This window comes from Serratia montpellierensis, from assembly GCF_020858655.1.
Lineage (GTDB): Bacteria > Pseudomonadota > Gammaproteobacteria > Enterobacterales > Enterobacteriaceae > Serratia > Serratia montpellierensis.
Window position 1 is genome coordinate 596,212 of record NZ_VOSN01000013.1, and the last position, 18,268, is coordinate 614,479.

Below are 18,268 nucleotides of genomic sequence, written 5' to 3' on the forward strand. Positions count from 1 at the left end.
TGCGGCGCAGTTCGCAGCGGTGAAAGGCGGGGTTTGAGTCTGTTTCATTGGGTGATTAACGTAAGCTCGGTCACCCAAGGGACGGGAAAATGGAAAACCATCCATCAGAAAATGGCGTCTCACACCGGCATGAGAGAGCGATAGAGCAAACACTGACAGACATGAACAGCATCCTGCTTGAGTCGGATCTGTTTATGACTCGTCTGACGGTACAAGACCGGCGCTGGCAAAAAGGCAGAAAAAACGGGCATACGTTAAATTGGCGCTCTCTTTTTAAATATCATGCCCAAACGCCGATGAGTTTTGCTTTCGTCTATCGGCAAATGGCCAGCCCGCTGAGCCGCGCCGGCTTTTGCCTGTGCTGTTATCTCCAGGCAGAGAACGTTATCGAACTTGTCGCGTTGGAGAATTTCTCCCTGCGTGAAACGCAACATCCACTGAAAGGCAATATGCTGCGCAACTGCTTGCAGGTACTGTATCTGTATGGCCTAAACCTGCAAGAGCAGAGGCTGACGCCGGTGCCTCCGCCGGACATACTTATCAGCCACGCAATCAATCACCGCGTGTTGGCGCTGTATACCCGTCAGGCCGCCTTTGAAGTGATACCCGGTACCATGACATGTAAAACCAGCTTCAACGCACTGCAAAAGTACATACAATCGCTGGAAAAGTACGGGGCCAAATGTGATAAGGTGCGTATAAATAACGAGCAGAAAGGAAGCCAAAATGGAAAATAAGGATCTGACCGACCCTACGCTCTCCATTCAAGAGCAAAAACGCATCGCCATCGAGATTTTGCGCCAACACCATCGCTGGGAGATGGCCAACCCGCGTCCGTATGAAGAACTCCCGGAATGGGAAGCCATCGGCCCGTTCAGAAAAAGTAAACGTCACCTGATCGAACGTACCGACGACTAATCCCTCTTCCCCGTGGCAATCCGGCGGGGTCCCAGTTGTCCGATCAAATCTGGTAGTCAATCACCGTATCCAGCTGCGACGAGAAGACCTTGTCCTTGATTTCGGTCAGCGACAACGTCGGATTGCACAGCTGGATAAAGCGCCAGGCATAGTTGCGCTGCAGCTGGCTGCGTTTCAGGCCCAGCCATACCGTATTGGGTTCAAACAAGTGCTCGGCGTTGAGACTCACCAACCCGCGATCGCGCTCTTTTTCATACGACATGTCCGCCAGCACGCCCACGCCCAACCCCAGTTCGACATAGGTTTTAATCACGTCGGAATCCTGCGCGCTGAGCGCGATGTCCGGCGTCAGGCCCGCCGCTTTGAACGCCGCATCCAGCTTCGCGCGCCCGGTAATGCCCTGGCGGTAAGTGATCAGCGGCAAGGTACTGAGCATCTCCAGCGTCACCTGCGGCTGACGCGTCAACTCGTGCCCTTCCGGCACCAAAATGGTGTGATGCCAGCGATAGTAAGGGAACGCCGCCAGCGATTCGTCGCTCATCAGCCGTTCGCTGGCGATGCCGATATCGGCTTCGCCGGCGGCCAGCATCGAGACGATCTCCTCCGGGCTGCCCTGATTGAGCACCACCCGCACCCGCGGGTATAGCGCGCGAAACTCTTTGATCACCCCCGGCAGGCTGTAGCGCGCCTGGGTGTGCGTCGTCGCGATATGCAACTGCCCCGAATCGTTGCTGCTGAAGACGTCCGCCAGGCGACGGATGTTATTGGCGTCGTTGAGAATACGTTCCGCCACCACCAGCAGCTCTTTGCCGGGTTCGGTCATGCCCAGCAGCCGCTTACCGCGGCGAATGAATATTTCAATACCCAGCTCTTCTTCCAGCTCGCGAATATGCCGACTAACGCCGGACTGCGAAGTAAATAAGGTATTGGCGACCTCGGTCAGGTTGTAGTTGCAGCGCGCCGATTCGCGAATAATTTTTAATTGTTGAAAGTTCATCCCCGTCTCCCTGTTTCTTGCGATAACCTCTGTCATATTGATACGGAGTCACGCGGGGCTGAACAAATAAGAAATAGCCTTTAGTTATGCAATTTAATACTAAGTGAATTATTTATCGTTACTTTCGGGGGGTAAAGATGGGAGTGGATGATGAATGGCTTTAAAAATAATGAGATAAGTAACCACACAAAAAAAGAGCCTTAAATAATCATGCAGAATAAAGTTATTAAATAGAGGTATTAGATATATGAAAAAGGGCTCAGCACGCTGAGCCCTTTACTGTCTACCACCCTGCCAACGCCTCAGGCCGTGGCCTCAGCCCCGAAAGCGCCGGGGCGGTTCTGCTGCAACCATTGCTGTACGTAGCGCACCAGATCGCCGATGCAATCATCCTGCATGCCGTGGTGCTTCAGCTCGTTATCCAGCGCAAACAGGTATTGCGCGTTGGTGCCCAGCGGGCCGCTGGCGCTGGCGATCAATGGCGCGATCACCTGATAGCTGGTGTCTGCTTCAAACAGCGGATGTTGAGAATTCATCACGAACACCAGCGCGGTAACCCTCTCGCCGCCATCCAACTGCAGTTCACTCCAGGTGGGCACGTAGCAATCGGTCACCATTTCACGCTTCCACAGCAGCTCCAGCTCTTCGCGCAGCTTGCTTTCCGGCAGACGGAAGGCCAATCCGGTCGTCTGGCCGCCAGCTTTCAACGCCAGCATGCGCCCTGGCTGATGTAGCGTGCCGCGCCCGGCGGTCAGCCGCATGCAGAACGCCCGGTGCCAGCCCTGCAGCGTAGCGGGCCGCACTTCTTCCGATTCGAAAACTGGATTCCACATCAGGGAACCGTAACCGAATATCCATACGGGGCTGTGATCCGGCCGGCTCGATAAGGTGCAATCCAACGAGGCTGCACGCTGTTCAGGCGTCAGCAGCAACGACTCCTCAATAGCGCCGTATGCAGTTTTGCAATCCGCTTTTTGCAGAAAATCTCGCGTTAACACTGATATTACCTCCCGGGAATACGATTTCTCGTCTTCCCTCGCCACTGCTGAACCTTTGATGTTTTATTTTCGGCGGCGGATTTTTATTAATTCAATCACCGCGCCTAATAGAAATGACCTTATTCTTTTCCTGACGCGCAATCAAGTTACAAAACCGCGTTAAAGTGAAAAAGTATTTGTACTGAGCAGCAATAATATTAATTGCCGAGGTCAGCATAACGTCTGCACGATTTTATCAGGGCATAAAGCGTTACTTTTTGTGCCAACGCTCATCATCTCCCTTGCGATAGCTTCGCTTGACCGCCGCCCAGGCCACCTTGTGCGCCGTCTCCTCCCGGCTGTCGTCACCGCGTCGGTCTTCCGGATCCCGGTATTGTTGCCAGGCGCTGTTGAACGCTTCTTTATAGATCGCCTGAGCATGGGCCGGCAGCATATGCTTCACATTGTCCGGCAAGTCGTTCGTGTCTTGATAGGGCATCACGTCCTCCCGTGCGTATTCCGTGAAGCTTAAGCCTAGCTCACACTCAGTTGCGCCTCAATGAGCAAACAATTCTCATTATCAAACGGCATGGTATACTCACCGCCAAACGAACTATAAGGAGATCCCCGTGACTACCGAAGCCCCTCGCTCACGCGCCCCCTACCTGATCGCCGTCAGCGCCGTACAGGACATTACGCCGCACCTGCGCCGCATCACCTTTACCGCGCCCGATCTGCGCTACTACCCGGCCAACGCCGCCGCCGCACACATCAAGGTCTTTTTGCCGCTCGCGGGCCAAACGCAGCCGGACCTGCCGACGCTGACCGAAAACGGCCCACGCTGGGCCGCAGATGCCGTACGCCCAATCGTGCGCACCTATTCCATTCGCGCCGTGCGCCCGGAACAGGCGGAAGTGGACATCGAATTCGCGATTCACGATCACCAGGGGCCGGCAGTCGACTTTGCGCGCCAGGCAAAAGCCGGCGATAAAATCGGCATCAGTAACCCGGGCGGCCCCAAACCGATGCTGCCGGCGGCCGATTTCTACTGCCTGGCGGGCGATCCTTCCTCGCTGCCTGCGCTGGCCGCGCTGCTGGAGAATCTGCCGCCACACAGCGCCGGGCGCGCTTTCGTCCGCGTAGACAGCACTGCCGACGTGATTGACCTGAAAAAACCGGCCGGCGTTGAGGTGAATTGGATCGTCGGCGGCACGGAGAAAACCGACGAATTGGTCGCTCGGTTCCGCGCGCAGTCTCTGCCGCAGGGCGAAACCCACTTCTGGCTCGCCGGTGAAGATCGCCTGGTGGTAGATCTGCGCCGCTACCTGCGCCGCGAACGTCAATGCGATCGTAATCGTCTTTATGCCGTACCTTACTGGCGTGAAGGGCTAAATGAAGAGGGTTACCACAATAAACGGCATGAAATCATGGATAATATTGACGACTAACGACTGTATTTTCCTTGATTAACCGCATGCTAAATAAGTAAACACGACTTTTCTCATATCTAACGTTAAAAATTGGCGTTATTGCGTAAAAGTAAGTAAATAAAACCGCACCCCGTGCGGTTTTTTTGTTACCCTGATCACATAAAGCAAGCAATTGCTTTCTCAGATAAAAACAACATCACACCGGCGCCGTGGGTGTATCCTAATATAAAATACCTACTGGAAACGCAGAGTTGCCGCATCACGGCGACCGGCGCTGACGGGCTACGCTGTTTGAGAAGGAGTGCCACCCTCATGAAGTCGCAACACGATCCTGGCCGATCCACCAAATCTCGCCACACCGAATACTCGCTGATCTTCCCCATCGCCGCGCTGGTGGTGTTGAATCTGTGGAGCAGCACTACTTACTTTCCGCTGATCGTCGGCATCAATATTCTCGCGCTGGTGGGGATCCTCAGCAGCGCCTTCAGCGTGGTGCGCCATGCCGACGTGCTGGCCCACCGGTTGGGTGAACCCTACGGCTCGCTGATCCTCAGCCTGTCGGTGGTGATCCTCGAGGTCAGCCTGATCTCGGCGCTGATGGCCACCGGCGACGCCGCGCCGGCGCTGATGCGCGACACGCTGTATTCCATCATCATGATCGTTTCCGCCGGCCTGGTGGGTTTCGCGCTGCTGCTCGGCGGGCGCAAGTTCGCCACCCAGTACGTCAACCTGGGCGGCATCAAACAGTACCTGATGGCGATTTTCCCGTTGGCGGTGATCGTGCTGGTGTTCCCGAGCGCGCTGCCGGGCGGCAACTTCAGCACCGGACAAGCGCTGTTGGTGGCACTGATCTCCGCCGCCATGTATGGCGTGTTCCTGGTGATCCAGACCAAAACCCACCAGAGCCTGTTCGTGTACGAGCATGAAGACGACGATGGCGACCCGCATCACGGCAAGCCCTCTTCCCACAGCAGTGCCTGGCATGCCGCCTGGCTCGTCGTGCACCTGATCGCGGTTATCGCCGTCACCAAGTTCAATGCCAATCCGCTGGAAGGCCTGCTGACCAAGATGAATGCGCCGGCGCAGTTCACCGGCTTCCTGGTGGCGCTGTTGATCCTGTCGCCTGAAGGGCTGGGCGCGCTGCGCGCCGTGTTGAACAATCAGGTGCAACGTGCCATGAACCTGTTCTTCGGTTCGGTGCTGGCGACCATCTCCCTGACGGTACCGGCAGTCACCATCATCGCCACCCTGACCGGGCAGACGCTGATCTTTGGCCTGCAAACGCCGCATATCGTGGTGATGTTGACGGTGCTGCTGCTGTGCCAGCTGTCGTTCTCGACCGGCCGCACCAACGTGCTGAACGGCACCGCCCACCTGGCGCTGTTCGCCGCCTACATGATGACTATCTTCGCCTGATCAAAAAGGGGCGCACACCGTGCGCCCCTGTCTTCGTTATACCGAGAAGAATATCGCCGCGGCGATCCCCCCGAACAAAATCCACTTGATGATGTAATAACCGGTGCGGTTCCAGGCCTTCAGGCGTTTCCCCACCCGGCGTATCGCATAGATGTATTTGAACATCTTGTTGACGCCGCCGGTGCGATCGCCCTCTTCGTTCGGCGCGGTGGCGGCGCTCATCAGATTGCGCCCCAGCCAGTGGTTCACCGCCTGCGCCCAACGGTAGCGCATCGGCCGTTCGATGTCGCAGAACAGGATCAGACGATTTTGCCCGCTCTGATTTTCCGCGTAGTGCAGGTAGGTTTCATCGAACATCACGCCTTCACCGTCGCGCCAGCTGTAGCGCTCGCCGTCCACCTCAATAAAGCAGCGGTCATCGTTGGGGGTAATCAGCCCCAGGTGATAACGCAGCGAACCGGCATAAGGGTCGCGGTGGCGCGGCAAGCGGCTGCCGTCCGGCAGTTCAGCAAACATCGCCGCCTTGACTGAAGGCAGGCTGCGCAGCAGTTCCGTGGTCTGCGGGCACAGGGTCATGGCGGAAGGATGGCTGTCCTCATACCATTTCAGATAAAAGCGTTTCCAGCCGGTCTTGAAGAACGAGTTGAACCCGGCGTCGTTGAATTGATCGGACGCTTTGATCTGCTGGATCTCCATCAGCTTCTGTCCTTCGTCGCGGATGGTTTCCCAATTCTCCCGCAGTACCGCCAGCTCAGGGAACTGCTCCGGCTTCAGGTACGGCGTGGTCGGCACACGGGAAAACAGATACATAAAGACGTTCAGCGGTGCGGTAAAGGTGGAATGGTCAGACAGCTGTCGCCACACGTTGTAGCGTACCCGCCCGCGGTAATGCACATAGACGACGCATAAAATAAGCAAAATCAGAATGATATATTTCATGTTTGAATCGCATCAAGGAACTCACACTCAATGCGCCGCGCGGCGCACACCCCAGATAGTGTCCTTTTGGCGGCGCACGCAAGTTGCGCGCCAATCTGGAACCCATTAATCATTAACGCTAACTCAACGAAAATCTATACAAATAACCACAATAATTTACACAAAGGCTAAACGAGAGGGGAAATTGCGGAGAGAAAAAAGGCCGCCGAAGCGGCCTTTCTATTAGCGGATAGGTTAACTGTAAGCGTTGAGCGTGCGCTGGCACAAAGCGGAGCGCACGCAGTCCTGTTTCTCAAAGCGGATAACGCCGATCATCTCGTCCTCTTCGAAGCGCTCCAGCGCGTCGCTGAGGCCGGATTTCACGCCGCGTGGCAAGTCGCACTGGGTCACGTCACCGTTAACGATAACCGTCACGTTTTCTCCCAGGCGGGTCAGGAACATTTTCATCTGGCTGGCGGTCACGTTCTGGGCTTCATCCAGGATAACGACCGCATTTTCGAAGGTGCGTCCACGCATATAAGCGAACGGCGCAATCTCTACCTTGCCGATTTCCGGCCGCAGGCAGTACTGCATAAAGGAAGAGCCTAAACGGCGCACCAGGATGTCATACACCGGGCGGAAATAAGGCGCGAATTTCTCGGCGATATCACCCGGCAAGAAGCCAAGGTCTTCATCCGCCTGCAAAACAGGACGGGTAACGATAATCCGATCCACCTCTTTATGGATCAGCGCCTCCGCCGCCTTGGCGGCGCTGATGAATGTTTTGCCACAGCCGGCTTCGCCGGTGGCGAAGATCAGCTGCTTATTCTCTATGGCTGATAAGTAATGACCCTGAGCTTCGGTTCTAGCCTCGATGGGTGAGCTATCGCGCTTGTCTCGCGCCATGCCGATAGACTCGACTCCCCCCATTTGCACCAGCGAGGTCACAGACTCTTCTTCCAGCTGGCGATGACTACGAGCGTCACGACGAATAACGCGTTTCGCTTCACGACGTGCTTTGATCACTGCTTTCTGTCTACCCATAGTGGCACCTTACAGTTTGTTTCACCTACCGCAACGGCCAGGCCGCGCGATTATGTTTCACACACGTATTAGGTTTTGGCCTCCTCCGAGCCAATAAGAGCCAAGGGACAAGGTGAATCGACGGCAACGCTTAAGCGCCGTGTCTTCACGGGACAACGCGGACTGCATCAATAAACGTGGAGTAAAAAGTGATGAGATTCGATAGCGATAAGAGTGCGGGGTTGCCGGTAAAAGAGAGTCGGAGAGAGAACCCTCGTTACAACGAGAAATCAGGGGAGATGTGTTATTTTTTCTTTCCAGCCCAACCAAGGACTTTACCATTAGCGATCCCCGCAGTGATATTTACAGCTTCAAGCTGTGCACCGTGTGAAAACTACCGCCAGATGATTACAGTATAATGACATTCAATCCTGTCGCGTTACTAAAATGTAAAAAAATTTTATATCTTTTGTTTTCAGTTAGCGCAAAAACACTATATCACGCTCGGCACGTCATTCCATAAAAATTTTTACCCCATAAATATCAATAAATTACAATTAAAAACCGCGAATGACACTTTAGTTTCTCGATTAAAATTTGCACAACCAAAAGTCGGCGGGCTCTTCAGATTTTTTAATTCGCAGGCGACGGATTGAATTGAACCCCGTCGCTTAATGTCCCGCACAATAGGCAAGCCAACGTAAAACGAGGCGGAAGATCCCGCCTCGTCATTGCGCGCTCAGGCCTTGAGCAGGCCGCTGGCCAAATAGTCGCCGCCCTCTTTCACGCCCGGCAATACGAAGAAATACCCGCCGCCGATCGGCTTGATGTATTCTTCCAGCGCTTCGCCGTTGAGCCTTTTTTGCACCGTCAGGAATCCTTTTTCCAGATCGGCCTGATAGCAGACGAACAGCAGCCCCATTTCCAGCTGCCCGGCATTGGAAACGCCAAGGGAATAGCTGTAGCCACGCCGCAGCATCAGGTTGCTTTGGCTTTCCGGCGTGCGCGGGTTAGCCAGCCGAATGTGCGCATCCATCGGGATCACCTTGCCGTCAGGATCGTTCGCGTAGTCCGGCTCGTCATGTTCATGCTTCATGCCGAGCGGCGCGCCGCTGTGCTTTTCGCGACCGAAAATGGTTTCCTGTTCCTGCAGCGGCGTGCGATCCCAAAACTCCACTCGGAAGCGAATAATGCGCGCTGCCTGGTAGCTGCCGCCCGCCGTCCACGCCGGCTCGCCGACGTTGTCGCCGACCCACACCACCTTATCCATCAGCGGTTTGTCGTCGGTTTTCGGGTTGGCGGTGCCGTCTTTGAAGCCCAGCAGGTTGATCGGCGTCTCTTTGCCTTTGCTGCGCGCCGCATGCGCGGAGATAAATCCTTCCCGCTTCCAGCGCACGCTGAGCAGATCCGGCGAATGCTTGATGATGTCGCGCAGTGCGTGAATCACCGTTTCATTGGTGTTGGCGCAGATCTGCAGCAGCAGATCGCCGTGGCAAAGCCCGGCGTCCAGCGCATCGTTGGGAAAGCGGGTCATTTTCTGCAACCGCAGCGGCTTTTGCGCCTGCAGGCCAAAGCGTTCATCGAACAGCGATGCGCCGACCGAGACGGTGATGGTCAGGTTATCCGGGTAAATCTCCGGCCCCATGATCCCCGAATCAAGCGGCGGCAGCTTGGCGTCCACCTCCGGCGCCTTGCCGCCGTGGGTCAGGAACGCGATGCGATCGGTCAGCAGCCGGAACAGGCGCTCCAGATCCGCTTTGCTGGTCGCCAGCACGTCGAACGCCACCAGCATCATCGCCGCCTGTTGCGGGGTCAGCACCCCGGCCTGATGGCGGCCATAAAACGGCTGTTTCTGCCAGCGCTCATCCTGCGGCGTCGCCAACGGCTCCGCCACGTTGCCCGTCGCCTGCGCCAGGCGGGTGCCGCCCAGCGCCAGTGCGCTTAGCCCCAGCCCCTGCAGCAAACGGCGCCGCGAAGGCGATGCCGCCCCCTGAGAATGCGGATGAGGCCCGTTATTCGGGCCTGCCTTGTTGCTCATAACCGTATGCCTCAGTCCAGACCCAATACGCCGCGCAGTTGGGAAAGGTCTTCCGCCAGCGTGGTGATCGGCCCTTTCAACGCATTGCGATCGGCATCGGTCAGCTTCTCATAGGACTCATAGCCCTCTTTGGTTTGGTACTTCGCCAAAATGGTGTCGACGGTTTTGAAGTTGGCGTCGATCTTGTCCAGCAGCGGCTTGTTGGCCTTGACCAACAGCGGGCGCAGCAGGTTGACTATCTTCTGCGCGCCGTCGACGTTGGCCTGGAAATCCCACAGGTCGGTGCGGCTGTAGCGGTCTTCTTCACCGCTGATCTTGCTGGCCGCCACTTCTTCGATCAGCCCGGCTGCGCCGCCCACCACCTTGCTCGGCGGGAAGGTCAGTTCACTCACGCGCTTTTGCAGCTCTACGGTGTCGTGGTACAGGCGATCGGCGTAGGCGCCCATGTCTTTGGTGGAGTTGTCGGCAAACAGCGCCTTCTCCAGACGGTGGAAACCGGTGAAGTTCGGATCCGCCGATTTCTTCTCGTAGTCGTCTTCACGGGCGTCGATGCTGCCATCCAGATCGGAGAACAGCTCGGCGATCGGCTCGATGCGTTCATAATGCTGGCGGGTCGGCGCGTACAGCTTGCGCGCTTGCTCCACGTTGCCGGCCTTCACCGCGTCGGTGAACAGCTTGGTCTGTTTCACCAGCCCATCGACTTCTTTGATGACGTAGACTTTGTATTCGGCGATCGGGCCAACCAAGTCCAGCGCGTTCGGTTTACCGTCGGTGGCGCCATTGCTTGCCGCGGTGACGGTCAGTTTGCCTTTCGGGTTGCTGAGCAGCCCACAGGTCATGTCGTATTCGCCCGCTTCCAGCGTGGCGGTCATTTTCTGGGTGAAGCCCGGCGCGATGTTCTCGCGCTCTTCCACCACCATCACCCCTTTCAGGATTTCCCATTCGACGTTTTTCTGGCTGGTGTTATGCACCACAAACTGCGTTTTGCCTGCCGGCACCGTCAGCTGCATCGGTTCGCACTGCTTGTCGTTAACCGTAACCTTGACCTGCGGCACGTCCGCCGCCAACGCGTCGATGCTCAGCGCAAACGCCGGGATAGCCAGTAATGCTGCGTGCAACGCCTTGCGGCGTAATAACGGAGTAGACATACGAGATTCCCTATTAAACATTAATGATTGATTTTACGTTGCGCCGGGGCCGCTGCCGGCTCCGCGCGCTGCGGCAGGAAAAAGAAAATCAGCGCCGGGATCAGATACAAGAAGTAGACCGCCACTTCGCTGACCGTCGGCGCTTCCTGGTACCCGAGGATGCCTTCCAGCAGGGTGCCGAACAGCGAATGGGTCGACAGGGTGCTGCTGAAATCGAAGGCGATAGCCTGGAAGTGGTTCCACAGGCCGGCCTCGTGGAAGGCGCGGATCGCTCCGGCGGCCAGGCCGGCGGCGACGAATAGAATGAACAGGCTGGTCCATTTGAAAAACTTGGCCAGGTGCAGCTTCACCCCACCCCAATAAATCATCATGCCCAGCACGATGGCGGCCACCAGGCCGAGCACCGCGCCGATCGGCGCTGCGGCGCCCACGTCTTGCTGGAACGCCGCCAGCAGGAAGAACACCGACTCCAGCCCTTCGCGCGCCACGGCGAAGAACACCATCGCCACCAGCGCCCACCCCTGCCCTTTACCGGCGTTGAGCGCCTGATCGATCGCCCCTTCCAGATGCACCTTGACCGACTTGGACACCTTACGCATCCAGAACACCATATAGGTGAGGATCAGCACCGCCACCACCGCCACGATGCCCTCGAACAGCTCCTGCTGTTTCTGCGGGAACTCGCCGGTGGTTTCATTGATGAAGATGCCGAGCGCCAGGCACAGCGCCGCGGCGACAATCACGCCGATCCACACCGCGCCCAGCCATTGGCTGCGCTGCGTGCGTTTCAGGTAGCTGGCGATCAGGCTGACGATCAGCGCAGCCTCCAGCCCCTCGCGGAACATGATAAGAAAGGGAACGAACATAAATAATCACCCCTGAAAAGACCGCAGCGGCAGAGAAAACTGACTCGAAATGAGCGGCGGCAACTCTGTAAAGAAACGTAAAAACCAACGAGAGTGATTATCATTCTGCCAAGAAGAAATACAAGAGGCGCAAGCGTGATTTTTTCTAATCAAATGTCGCCAGGTGTTACAGCCGGATGACGGCGATCGGCAGGCAAAAAAAAGGGGCGCTCTGCGCGCCCCTTACCGACTGACATCGAACGGCGTTACACCGTTTTGTACTCGGCTTCCGCCTGATCGAAACGCTCGGTCATGGTGGCGGAAGGCTGGCGGCCCATCAGGCTCACCACCACGATGGCGAGGCAGCCCAGGATGAAGCCCGGGATGATTTCATACAGGCCCAGCCATTCGTATTGTTTCCAGACGATCACCGTCACTGCACCGACCAGCATGCCGGCCAGCGCGCCGTTGCGGGTCATGCGCGACCACATCACCGAAATCAGCACAACCGGGCCGAAGGCGGCGCCAAAACCGGCCCAGGCGTAGCTCACCAGCCCCAGCACGCGGTTCTCCGGGTTGGCCGCCAGCGCGATGGCGATCAACGCCACCACCAGCACCATGACGCGGCCGACCCACACCAGCTCGCGCTGGCTGGCACCTTTACGCAGGAACGCCTTGTACAGGTCTTCGGTGATCGCGCTGGAGCACACCAGCAGCTGGCAGCTCAGGGTACTCATGACCGCCGCCAGAATCGCCGACAGCAGCACGCCCGCTACCCATGGGTTAAACAGCAGCATCGCCAGTTCGATGAACACGCGTTCGCCGTTCTGCGACACGTTACCGGCTTGATCCGGGTTGTTAGCGAAGTAAGCAATGCCGAAGAAACCGACGGCGATGGTGCCGGCCAAGCACAGGATCATCCAGGTCATGCTGATGCGACGCGCGCTGCGGATGGTGCGGTGAGAATCCGCCGCCATGAAACGCGCCAGGATGTGCGGCTGGCCGAAGTAGCCCAGGCCCCACCCCAGCAGCGACAGGATGGCGACGAAGTTCAGCCCCTTCAGCATGTCGAGGTTGGCCGGGTTCTGCGCCTGGATCACCAGCATCGAGGTATCGATGCCGCCGACGGCGAAGATCACGATCACCGGCGTCAGGATCAGCGCGAAAATCATCAGGCTGGCCTGCACGGTGTCGGTCCAGCTCACCGCCAGGAAACCGCCGATAAAGGTGTAGAGGATGGTCGCTGCGGCGCCGGCCCACAGGGCGGTTTCGTAGCTCATGCCGAAGGTGCTTTCGAACAGGCGCGCGCCGGCTACGATGCCGGAGGCGCAGTAAATGGTGAAGAACACCAGGATAACGATGGCCGAGATCACGCGCAGCAGCTTGCTGTTGTCTTCAAAGCGGCTGGTGAAATAATCCGGCAGCGTCAGGGCGTTGTTGTTGGCTTCGGTATGCACGCGCAGCCTTCCTGCCACCAGCTTCCAGTTCAGGTAAGCGCCGATGGTCAGGCCGATAGCGATCCAGCTTTCGGAGATGCCGGAGAGGAAGATGGCGCCCGGCAGGCCCATCAGCAACCAGCCGCTCATGTCGGAAGCGCCGGCGGACAGCGCGGTCACCACGCTGCCCAAACTGCGGCCGCCGAGAATATAGTCATCAAAGTTGTTGGTTGCCCGGTAGGCAAGCAGGCCGATCAGCACCATCCCGAAAATGTACACCAGGAAGGTCACCAGCATAGGTGTGCTCATTGTCATTTAATTCTCCACTTTCATTATTATTCGCGTTTCGCTCCGGCCAAGCCGGCGCCGGTAAACCCACGCGCAATGCATTTCACTGGCCGCCGCGCCGGAACGTGGCGCTGCCTGCGAGCAAGTGCAGGTAAAATAGTTTCTGCCCGTAATTGTTGACCGTCGGTTATCCTAGATGAGCCTTTCATCAACCAACAAGATATTTAACAACAAAGTTACACAAAGTTTACCCTGCGTCACATTTACCGGGCACAAAGGTTGCACTCACGACAAGCAAAATGAGTTGCACCTGGTTATTACCCTTATATACCGCAAGGTAAAACGTTTGCGGCATCATAAACCCCGCCGCATTCGCTCAATAACGCAACATTCGTGCCAACTGCCCATGTTAAAAAATCGATGAAACTCACACTTCGCTCATCAGCCTGATTTAACAAGGTTGCACAAAGTTGCAACATGCAGGATATTGTCTGCATTCTTGACACCACACATCACACGAACCTATCCCAACAGGCTTTCCGGCCTGCTGTTTGTCTAGCCTGATGGGATAGGTTCTAAACACAGGAGTTGGATAGGCATGGGCACTACCACAATGGGCGTGAAACTCGACGAGGCAACACGCGACCGGATCAAGAGCGCCGCGCAGCGCATCGATCGCACGCCGCACTGGCTCATCAAGCAGGCCATCTTTAATTACCTCGAGCGTCTCGAGAGCGGTTCCGATATTCCTGAAATTCCAGCGCTGGCCGCTGCGGGCCAGCCTGAAGCGGACGACATTATGCCGCAAGCGCAGGAAGAGTCACACCAGCCATTCCTCGATTTCGCCGAACAAATTCTGCCGCAGTCGGTCACCCGCGCCGCCATCACCGCCGCCTATCGTCGCCCGGAGACCGAAGCGGTGCCGATGTTGCTCGAACAGGCGCGATTACCCGCCGATCTTGCTCAGGCTACTCACAAAATGGCCTACGGCATCGCCGAGAAGTTGCGTAACCAAAAAAGTGCAAACGGCCGCGCCGGCATGGTGCAAGGCCTGCTGCAAGAGTTCTCCCTCTCCTCGCAGGAAGGCGTGGCGCTGATGTGCCTGGCGGAAGCGCTGTTGCGTATTCCGGACAAACCGACCCGCGATGCCCTGATCCGCGACAAGATCAGCAACGGCAACTGGCACTCGCACCTGGGGCGCAGCCCGTCGCTGTTCGTCAACGCCGCCACCTGGGGCCTGCTGTTCACCGGCAAGCTGGTGTCCACGCATAACGAAGCCAATCTGTCCCGTTCGCTGAACCGCATTATCGGCAAGAGCGGCGAGCCGCTGATCCGCAAAGGCGTGGACATGGCGATGCGCCTGATGGGCGAACAGTTCGTGACCGGCGAAACCATCGCCGAGGCGCTGGCCAACGCGCGCAAGCTCGAAGAAAAAGGATTCCGCTACTCCTACGACATGCTGGGCGAAGCCGCCCTGACCGAAGCCGACGCGCAGGCCTACCTGGTTTCCTACCAGCAGGCAATTCATGCCATCGGCAAAGCCTCCAACGGCCGCGGTATCTATGAAGGCCCCGGCATCTCCATCAAACTGTCCGCCCTGCACCCGCGCTACAGCCGCGCGCAGTACGAACGCGTCATGGAAGAACTCTACCCGCGCCTGCTGTCGCTGACCCTGCAGGCACGCCAGTACGATATCGGCATCAACATCGACGCCGAAGAGGCCGACCGTCTGGAGATCTCGCTCGATCTGCTGGAGAAGCTGTGCTTCGAGCCGCAGTTGGCCGGCTGGAACGGCATCGGCTTCGTGATCCAGGCTTACCAAAAACGCTGTCCGTTCGCCATCGATGCGGTGATCGACATGGCGCAACGCAGCCGCCGTCGCCTGATGATCCGTCTGGTGAAGGGCGCTTACTGGGACAGCGAAATCAAACGCGCCCAGATGGACGGCCTGGAAGGCTATCCGGTCTACACCCGCAAGGTCTATACCGACGTTTCCTACCTGGCCTGCGCCCGCAAGCTGCTGTCGGTGCCGAACCTGATCTACCCGCAGTTCGCGACCCACAACGCCCATACCCTGAGCGCCATCTATCACCTGGCCGGCAACAACTACTACCCTGGCCAGTATGAGTTCCAGTGCCTGCACGGCATGGGTGAGCCGCTGTACGAACAGGTGGTGGGTAAAGTGGCCGACGGCAAACTGAACCGTCCTTGCCGCATCTATGCACCGGTCGGCACCCATGAAACGCTGCTGGCTTACCTGGTGCGCCGCCTGCTGGAAAACGGCGCCAACACCTCGTTCGTCAACCGCATCGCCGATGCCACCCTGCCGCTCGACGAGCTGGTGGCCGATCCGGTCAGCGCCGTGGAAGCGCTGGCGGCCAGCGAAGGCCAGATTGGCCTGCCGCATCCGCGCATTCCGCTGCCGCGCGAGCTGTATGGTGAGAAACGTACCAACTCCAGCGGCCTGGATCTGTCCAACGAACAGCGTCTGGCTTCGCTGTCCAGCGCCCTGCTCACCAGCGCCAGCCATCCATGGCGCGCGGAACCTATCATCGATGCCGAGTTGGATCAGGGCGTCGAACAGCCGGTAATCAACCCTGCCGAGCCGGGCGATGTGGTCGGCTACGTGCGTGAAGCTACCGAAAGCGAAGTCAGCCGCGCGCTCGACGCCGCTGCAGCCGCCGGCCCAATCTGGTTCGCGACACCGCCGACGGAGCGTGCAGCGATCCTCGAACGCGCCGCCGAGCTGATGGAGAGCCAGCTGCAAAGCCTGCTGGGCATTCTGGTGCGCGAAGCGGGTAAAACCTTCAACAACGCCATCGCCGAAGTGCGTGAAGCGGTCGATTTCCTGCACTACTACGCCGGCCAGGTGCGCGACGACTTCGCCAACGACAGCCACCGCCCGCTGGGCCCGGTGGTCTGTATCAGCCCGTGGAACTTCCCGCTGGCGATCTTCACCGGCCAAATCGCCGCTGCGCTGGCGGCGGGCAACAGCGTGCTGGCCAAACCGGCCGAGCAAACGCCGCTGGTCGCCGCGCAGGCGGTGCGTATCCTGCTGGAAGCCGGTATTCCGCAAGGCGTACTGCAGCTGCTGCCTGGCCAGGGTGAAACCGTCGGCTCGACGCTGGTTAACGATGCCCGCGTCCGCGGCGTGATGTTTACCGGTTCCACCGACGTCGCCGGCATTCTGCAGCGCAGCATCGCCGGCCGTCTGGATCCGCAAGGCCGCCCGACGCCGCTGATCGCCGAAACCGGCGGCCTGAACGCCATGATCGTCGACTCTTCAGCCCTAACCGAACAGGTAGTGACCGACGTGGTAGCCTCCGCCTTCGACAGCGCCGGCCAGCGCTGCTCCGCGCTGCGTATCCTGTGCATTCAGGAAGACGTGGCCGAGCACACGCTGCAAATGCTGCGCGGCGCGATGGCCGAGTGCCGCATGGGCAACCCGGAGCGTCTGTCTACCGACGTGGGCCCGGTGATCGACGCCGAAGCCAAAACCGGCATCGAACGCCACATCCAGGCGATGCGCGCTAAAGGCCGCAAGGTCTACCAGGCTGCCAAAGGCAGCGTGCAAGATGAGAAAGAGTGGGCGCGCGGCACCTTCATCAAACCGACGCTGATCGAACTCGACAGCTTCGACGAGCTGCAAAAAGAGATCTTCGGCCCGGTGCTGCACGTGGTGCGCTTCCAGCGCAACAATCTGGACGCGCTGGTCGATCAGATCAACGCCGCCGGTTATGGCCTGACGCTGGGCATTCACACCCGTATCGATGAAACCATCGCCCGGGTGACCGAACGCGCCAAGGTCGGCAACCTGTACGTCAACCGTAACATGGTCGGCGCGGTGGTCGGCGTGCAGCCGTTCGGCGGCGAAGGCCTGTCGGGCACCGGCCCGAAAGCCGGCGGTCCGCTGTATCTGTACCGTCTGCTGGCCAACCGTCCGGACGACGCGCTGCAGCGTACGCTGCACCGTCAGGACGACGAGCGCCCGATGGAAGCCACCGCGCGGCCGCAGCTGTTAGGCGCGCTGCAATCGCTGGAGAAATGGGCGGTCACCAGCCAACACGGCGAACTGGCGGCATTGGCGCAGCGCTATGCGGAACTGGGCCAGGGCGGCACCGTACGCCCGCTGCCGGGCCCAACCGGCGAGCGCAATACCTATGCCCTGTTGCCGCGTGAACGCGTGCTGTGCCTGGCGGATAACGAAACCGACGCGCTGACCCAGCTGGCCGCCGTGCTGGCGGTTGGCAGCTGCGTGCTGTGGCCGGAAGCGGAACTGCAGCGCAATCTGTTCCGCCGCCTGCCGAACGATGTGCAGGCGCGCATCGCCTTCAGCAAAGACTGGCAGCAGGATAAGGTCGAGTTCGACGCCGCCATCTACCACGGCGACGCCGACCAGCTGCGCATCCTGTGCGAGCAGATCGCGCAGCGCGGCGGCGCCATCGTCTCGGTGCAGGGCTTCGCCCACGGTGAAACCAATATCCTGTTGGAACGCCTGCTGATCGAGCGTTCGCTGAGCGTCAACACCGCCGCCGCCGGCGGTAATGCCAGCCTGATGACCATCGGTTAACGCATCGTCAAGGCGGCCATGCATGGCCGCCTGATTTGCTCACCGCTACACAAACCCTGCACTCGTGCAGGGTTTTTTATTGTCCGCAGGCCGATCAGCCGTTAGCGCCTTATTATCCTTACAGGGTGGGGCGTCGCTCTTGGACGATAACAACATAGACGGATTATTCTGTTTGAAAGCCGCGTCAGAGCGCTACGAGACGCATTGACTTTCGGGATCGGCAATATTCGGAATACGGCAGTCGTAGCGGATTTCTCGCCGCCG

The 18,268-nt window shown here is 58.4% G+C and carries 14 protein-coding genes; 5 read left to right on the plus strand and 9 right to left on the minus strand.

Going from position 1 to position 18,268, the window contains the following annotated elements; genetic code table 11:
- Positions 1–89 precede the first annotated feature (89 nt).
- Entirely contained in the window at positions 90–737 is a 648-nt protein-coding gene (locus FUU19_RS14620; protein ID WP_230490858.1) for a hypothetical protein, read from the plus strand.
- Positions 727–918, plus strand: coding sequence for a hypothetical protein (locus FUU19_RS14625; RefSeq protein WP_230490857.1), 192 nt, complete (start codon positions 727–729; stop codon positions 916–918). The genes FUU19_RS14620 and FUU19_RS14625 overlap by 11 nt, the downstream gene beginning before the upstream one ends.
- Before the next feature lie 43 nt (positions 919–961).
- Here FUU19_RS14625 and cbl read toward each other — a convergent pair whose 3' ends face one another.
- The 3 genes from cbl to chaB form a co-directional block, all read right to left on the minus strand.
- Positions 962–1,915: an HTH-type transcriptional regulator Cbl gene (gene cbl, locus FUU19_RS14630; RefSeq protein ID WP_110610940.1), complete on the minus strand. Its 954-nt coding sequence runs from the start codon at positions 1,913–1,915 to the stop codon at positions 962–964.
- 302 nt (positions 1,916–2,217) lie between these two features.
- Complete coding sequence (locus tag FUU19_RS14635) at positions 2,218–2,913, minus strand: gamma-glutamylcyclotransferase (RefSeq protein ID WP_230490856.1); 696 nt, start codon at positions 2,911–2,913, stop codon at positions 2,218–2,220.
- Between the two features lie 250 nt (positions 2,914–3,163).
- Positions 3,164–3,391, minus strand: coding sequence for a putative cation transport regulator ChaB (gene chaB / locus FUU19_RS14640; protein WP_230490855.1), 228 nt, complete (start codon positions 3,389–3,391; stop codon positions 3,164–3,166).
- A 130-nt stretch (positions 3,392–3,521) separates the two neighbouring features.
- Between chaB and FUU19_RS14645 the strand changes: the two genes are divergently transcribed.
- Positions 3,522–4,340, plus strand: coding sequence for a siderophore-interacting protein (locus FUU19_RS14645; protein WP_230490854.1), 819 nt, complete (start codon positions 3,522–3,524; stop codon positions 4,338–4,340).
- Positions 4,341–4,634: 294 nt separating this feature from the next.
- Positions 4,635–5,738, plus strand: coding sequence for a sodium-potassium/proton antiporter ChaA (chaA, locus tag FUU19_RS14650; RefSeq protein WP_060424093.1), 1,104 nt, complete (start codon positions 4,635–4,637; stop codon positions 5,736–5,738).
- A gap of 36 nt (positions 5,739–5,774) precedes the next feature.
- On the opposite strand, the gene lpxO is transcribed toward chaA, so the two are convergent.
- The 6 genes from lpxO to putP all read right to left on the minus strand — a co-directional run bounded on the left by lpxO (position 5,775) and on the right by putP (position 13,461).
- A complete protein-coding gene (lpxO, locus tag FUU19_RS14655; protein ID WP_025303230.1) occupies positions 5,775–6,677 on the minus strand; it encodes a lipid A hydroxylase LpxO in 903 nt (300 codons plus the stop codon).
- A 234-nt stretch (positions 6,678–6,911) separates the two neighbouring features.
- Positions 6,912–7,700, minus strand: a complete 789-nt coding sequence (gene phoH / locus FUU19_RS14660) for a phosphate starvation-inducible protein PhoH (protein WP_004934726.1) — start codon at positions 7,698–7,700, stop codon at positions 6,912–6,914.
- 718 nt (positions 7,701–8,418) lie between these two features.
- A complete protein-coding gene (gene efeB, locus FUU19_RS14665) occupies positions 8,419–9,717 on the minus strand; it encodes an iron uptake transporter deferrochelatase/peroxidase subunit (protein ID WP_230490853.1) in 1,299 nt (432 codons plus the stop codon).
- An 11-nt stretch (positions 9,718–9,728) separates the two neighbouring features.
- Entirely contained in the window at positions 9,729–10,865 is a 1,137-nt protein-coding gene (efeO, locus tag FUU19_RS14670; protein ID WP_230490852.1) for an iron uptake system protein EfeO, read from the minus strand.
- 20 nt (positions 10,866–10,885) lie between these two features.
- Positions 10,886–11,731, minus strand: a complete 846-nt coding sequence (gene efeU, locus FUU19_RS14675; protein WP_074025827.1) for an iron uptake transporter permease EfeU — start codon at positions 11,729–11,731, stop codon at positions 10,886–10,888.
- Between the two features lie 245 nt (positions 11,732–11,976).
- Positions 11,977–13,461, minus strand: a complete 1,485-nt coding sequence (gene putP / locus FUU19_RS14680) for a sodium/proline symporter PutP (protein WP_033634960.1) — start codon at positions 13,459–13,461, stop codon at positions 11,977–11,979.
- A 571-nt stretch (positions 13,462–14,032) separates the two neighbouring features.
- Between putP and putA the strand changes: the two genes are divergently transcribed.
- The gene (gene putA / locus FUU19_RS14685; protein ID WP_141968199.1) at positions 14,033–18,004 is read left to right on the plus strand and encodes a trifunctional transcriptional regulator/proline dehydrogenase/L-glutamate gamma-semialdehyde dehydrogenase; all 3,972 of its coding nucleotides are present in this window, start codon (positions 14,033–14,035) and stop codon (positions 18,002–18,004) included.
- The last annotated feature ends 264 nt before the right edge of the window (positions 18,005–18,268 follow it).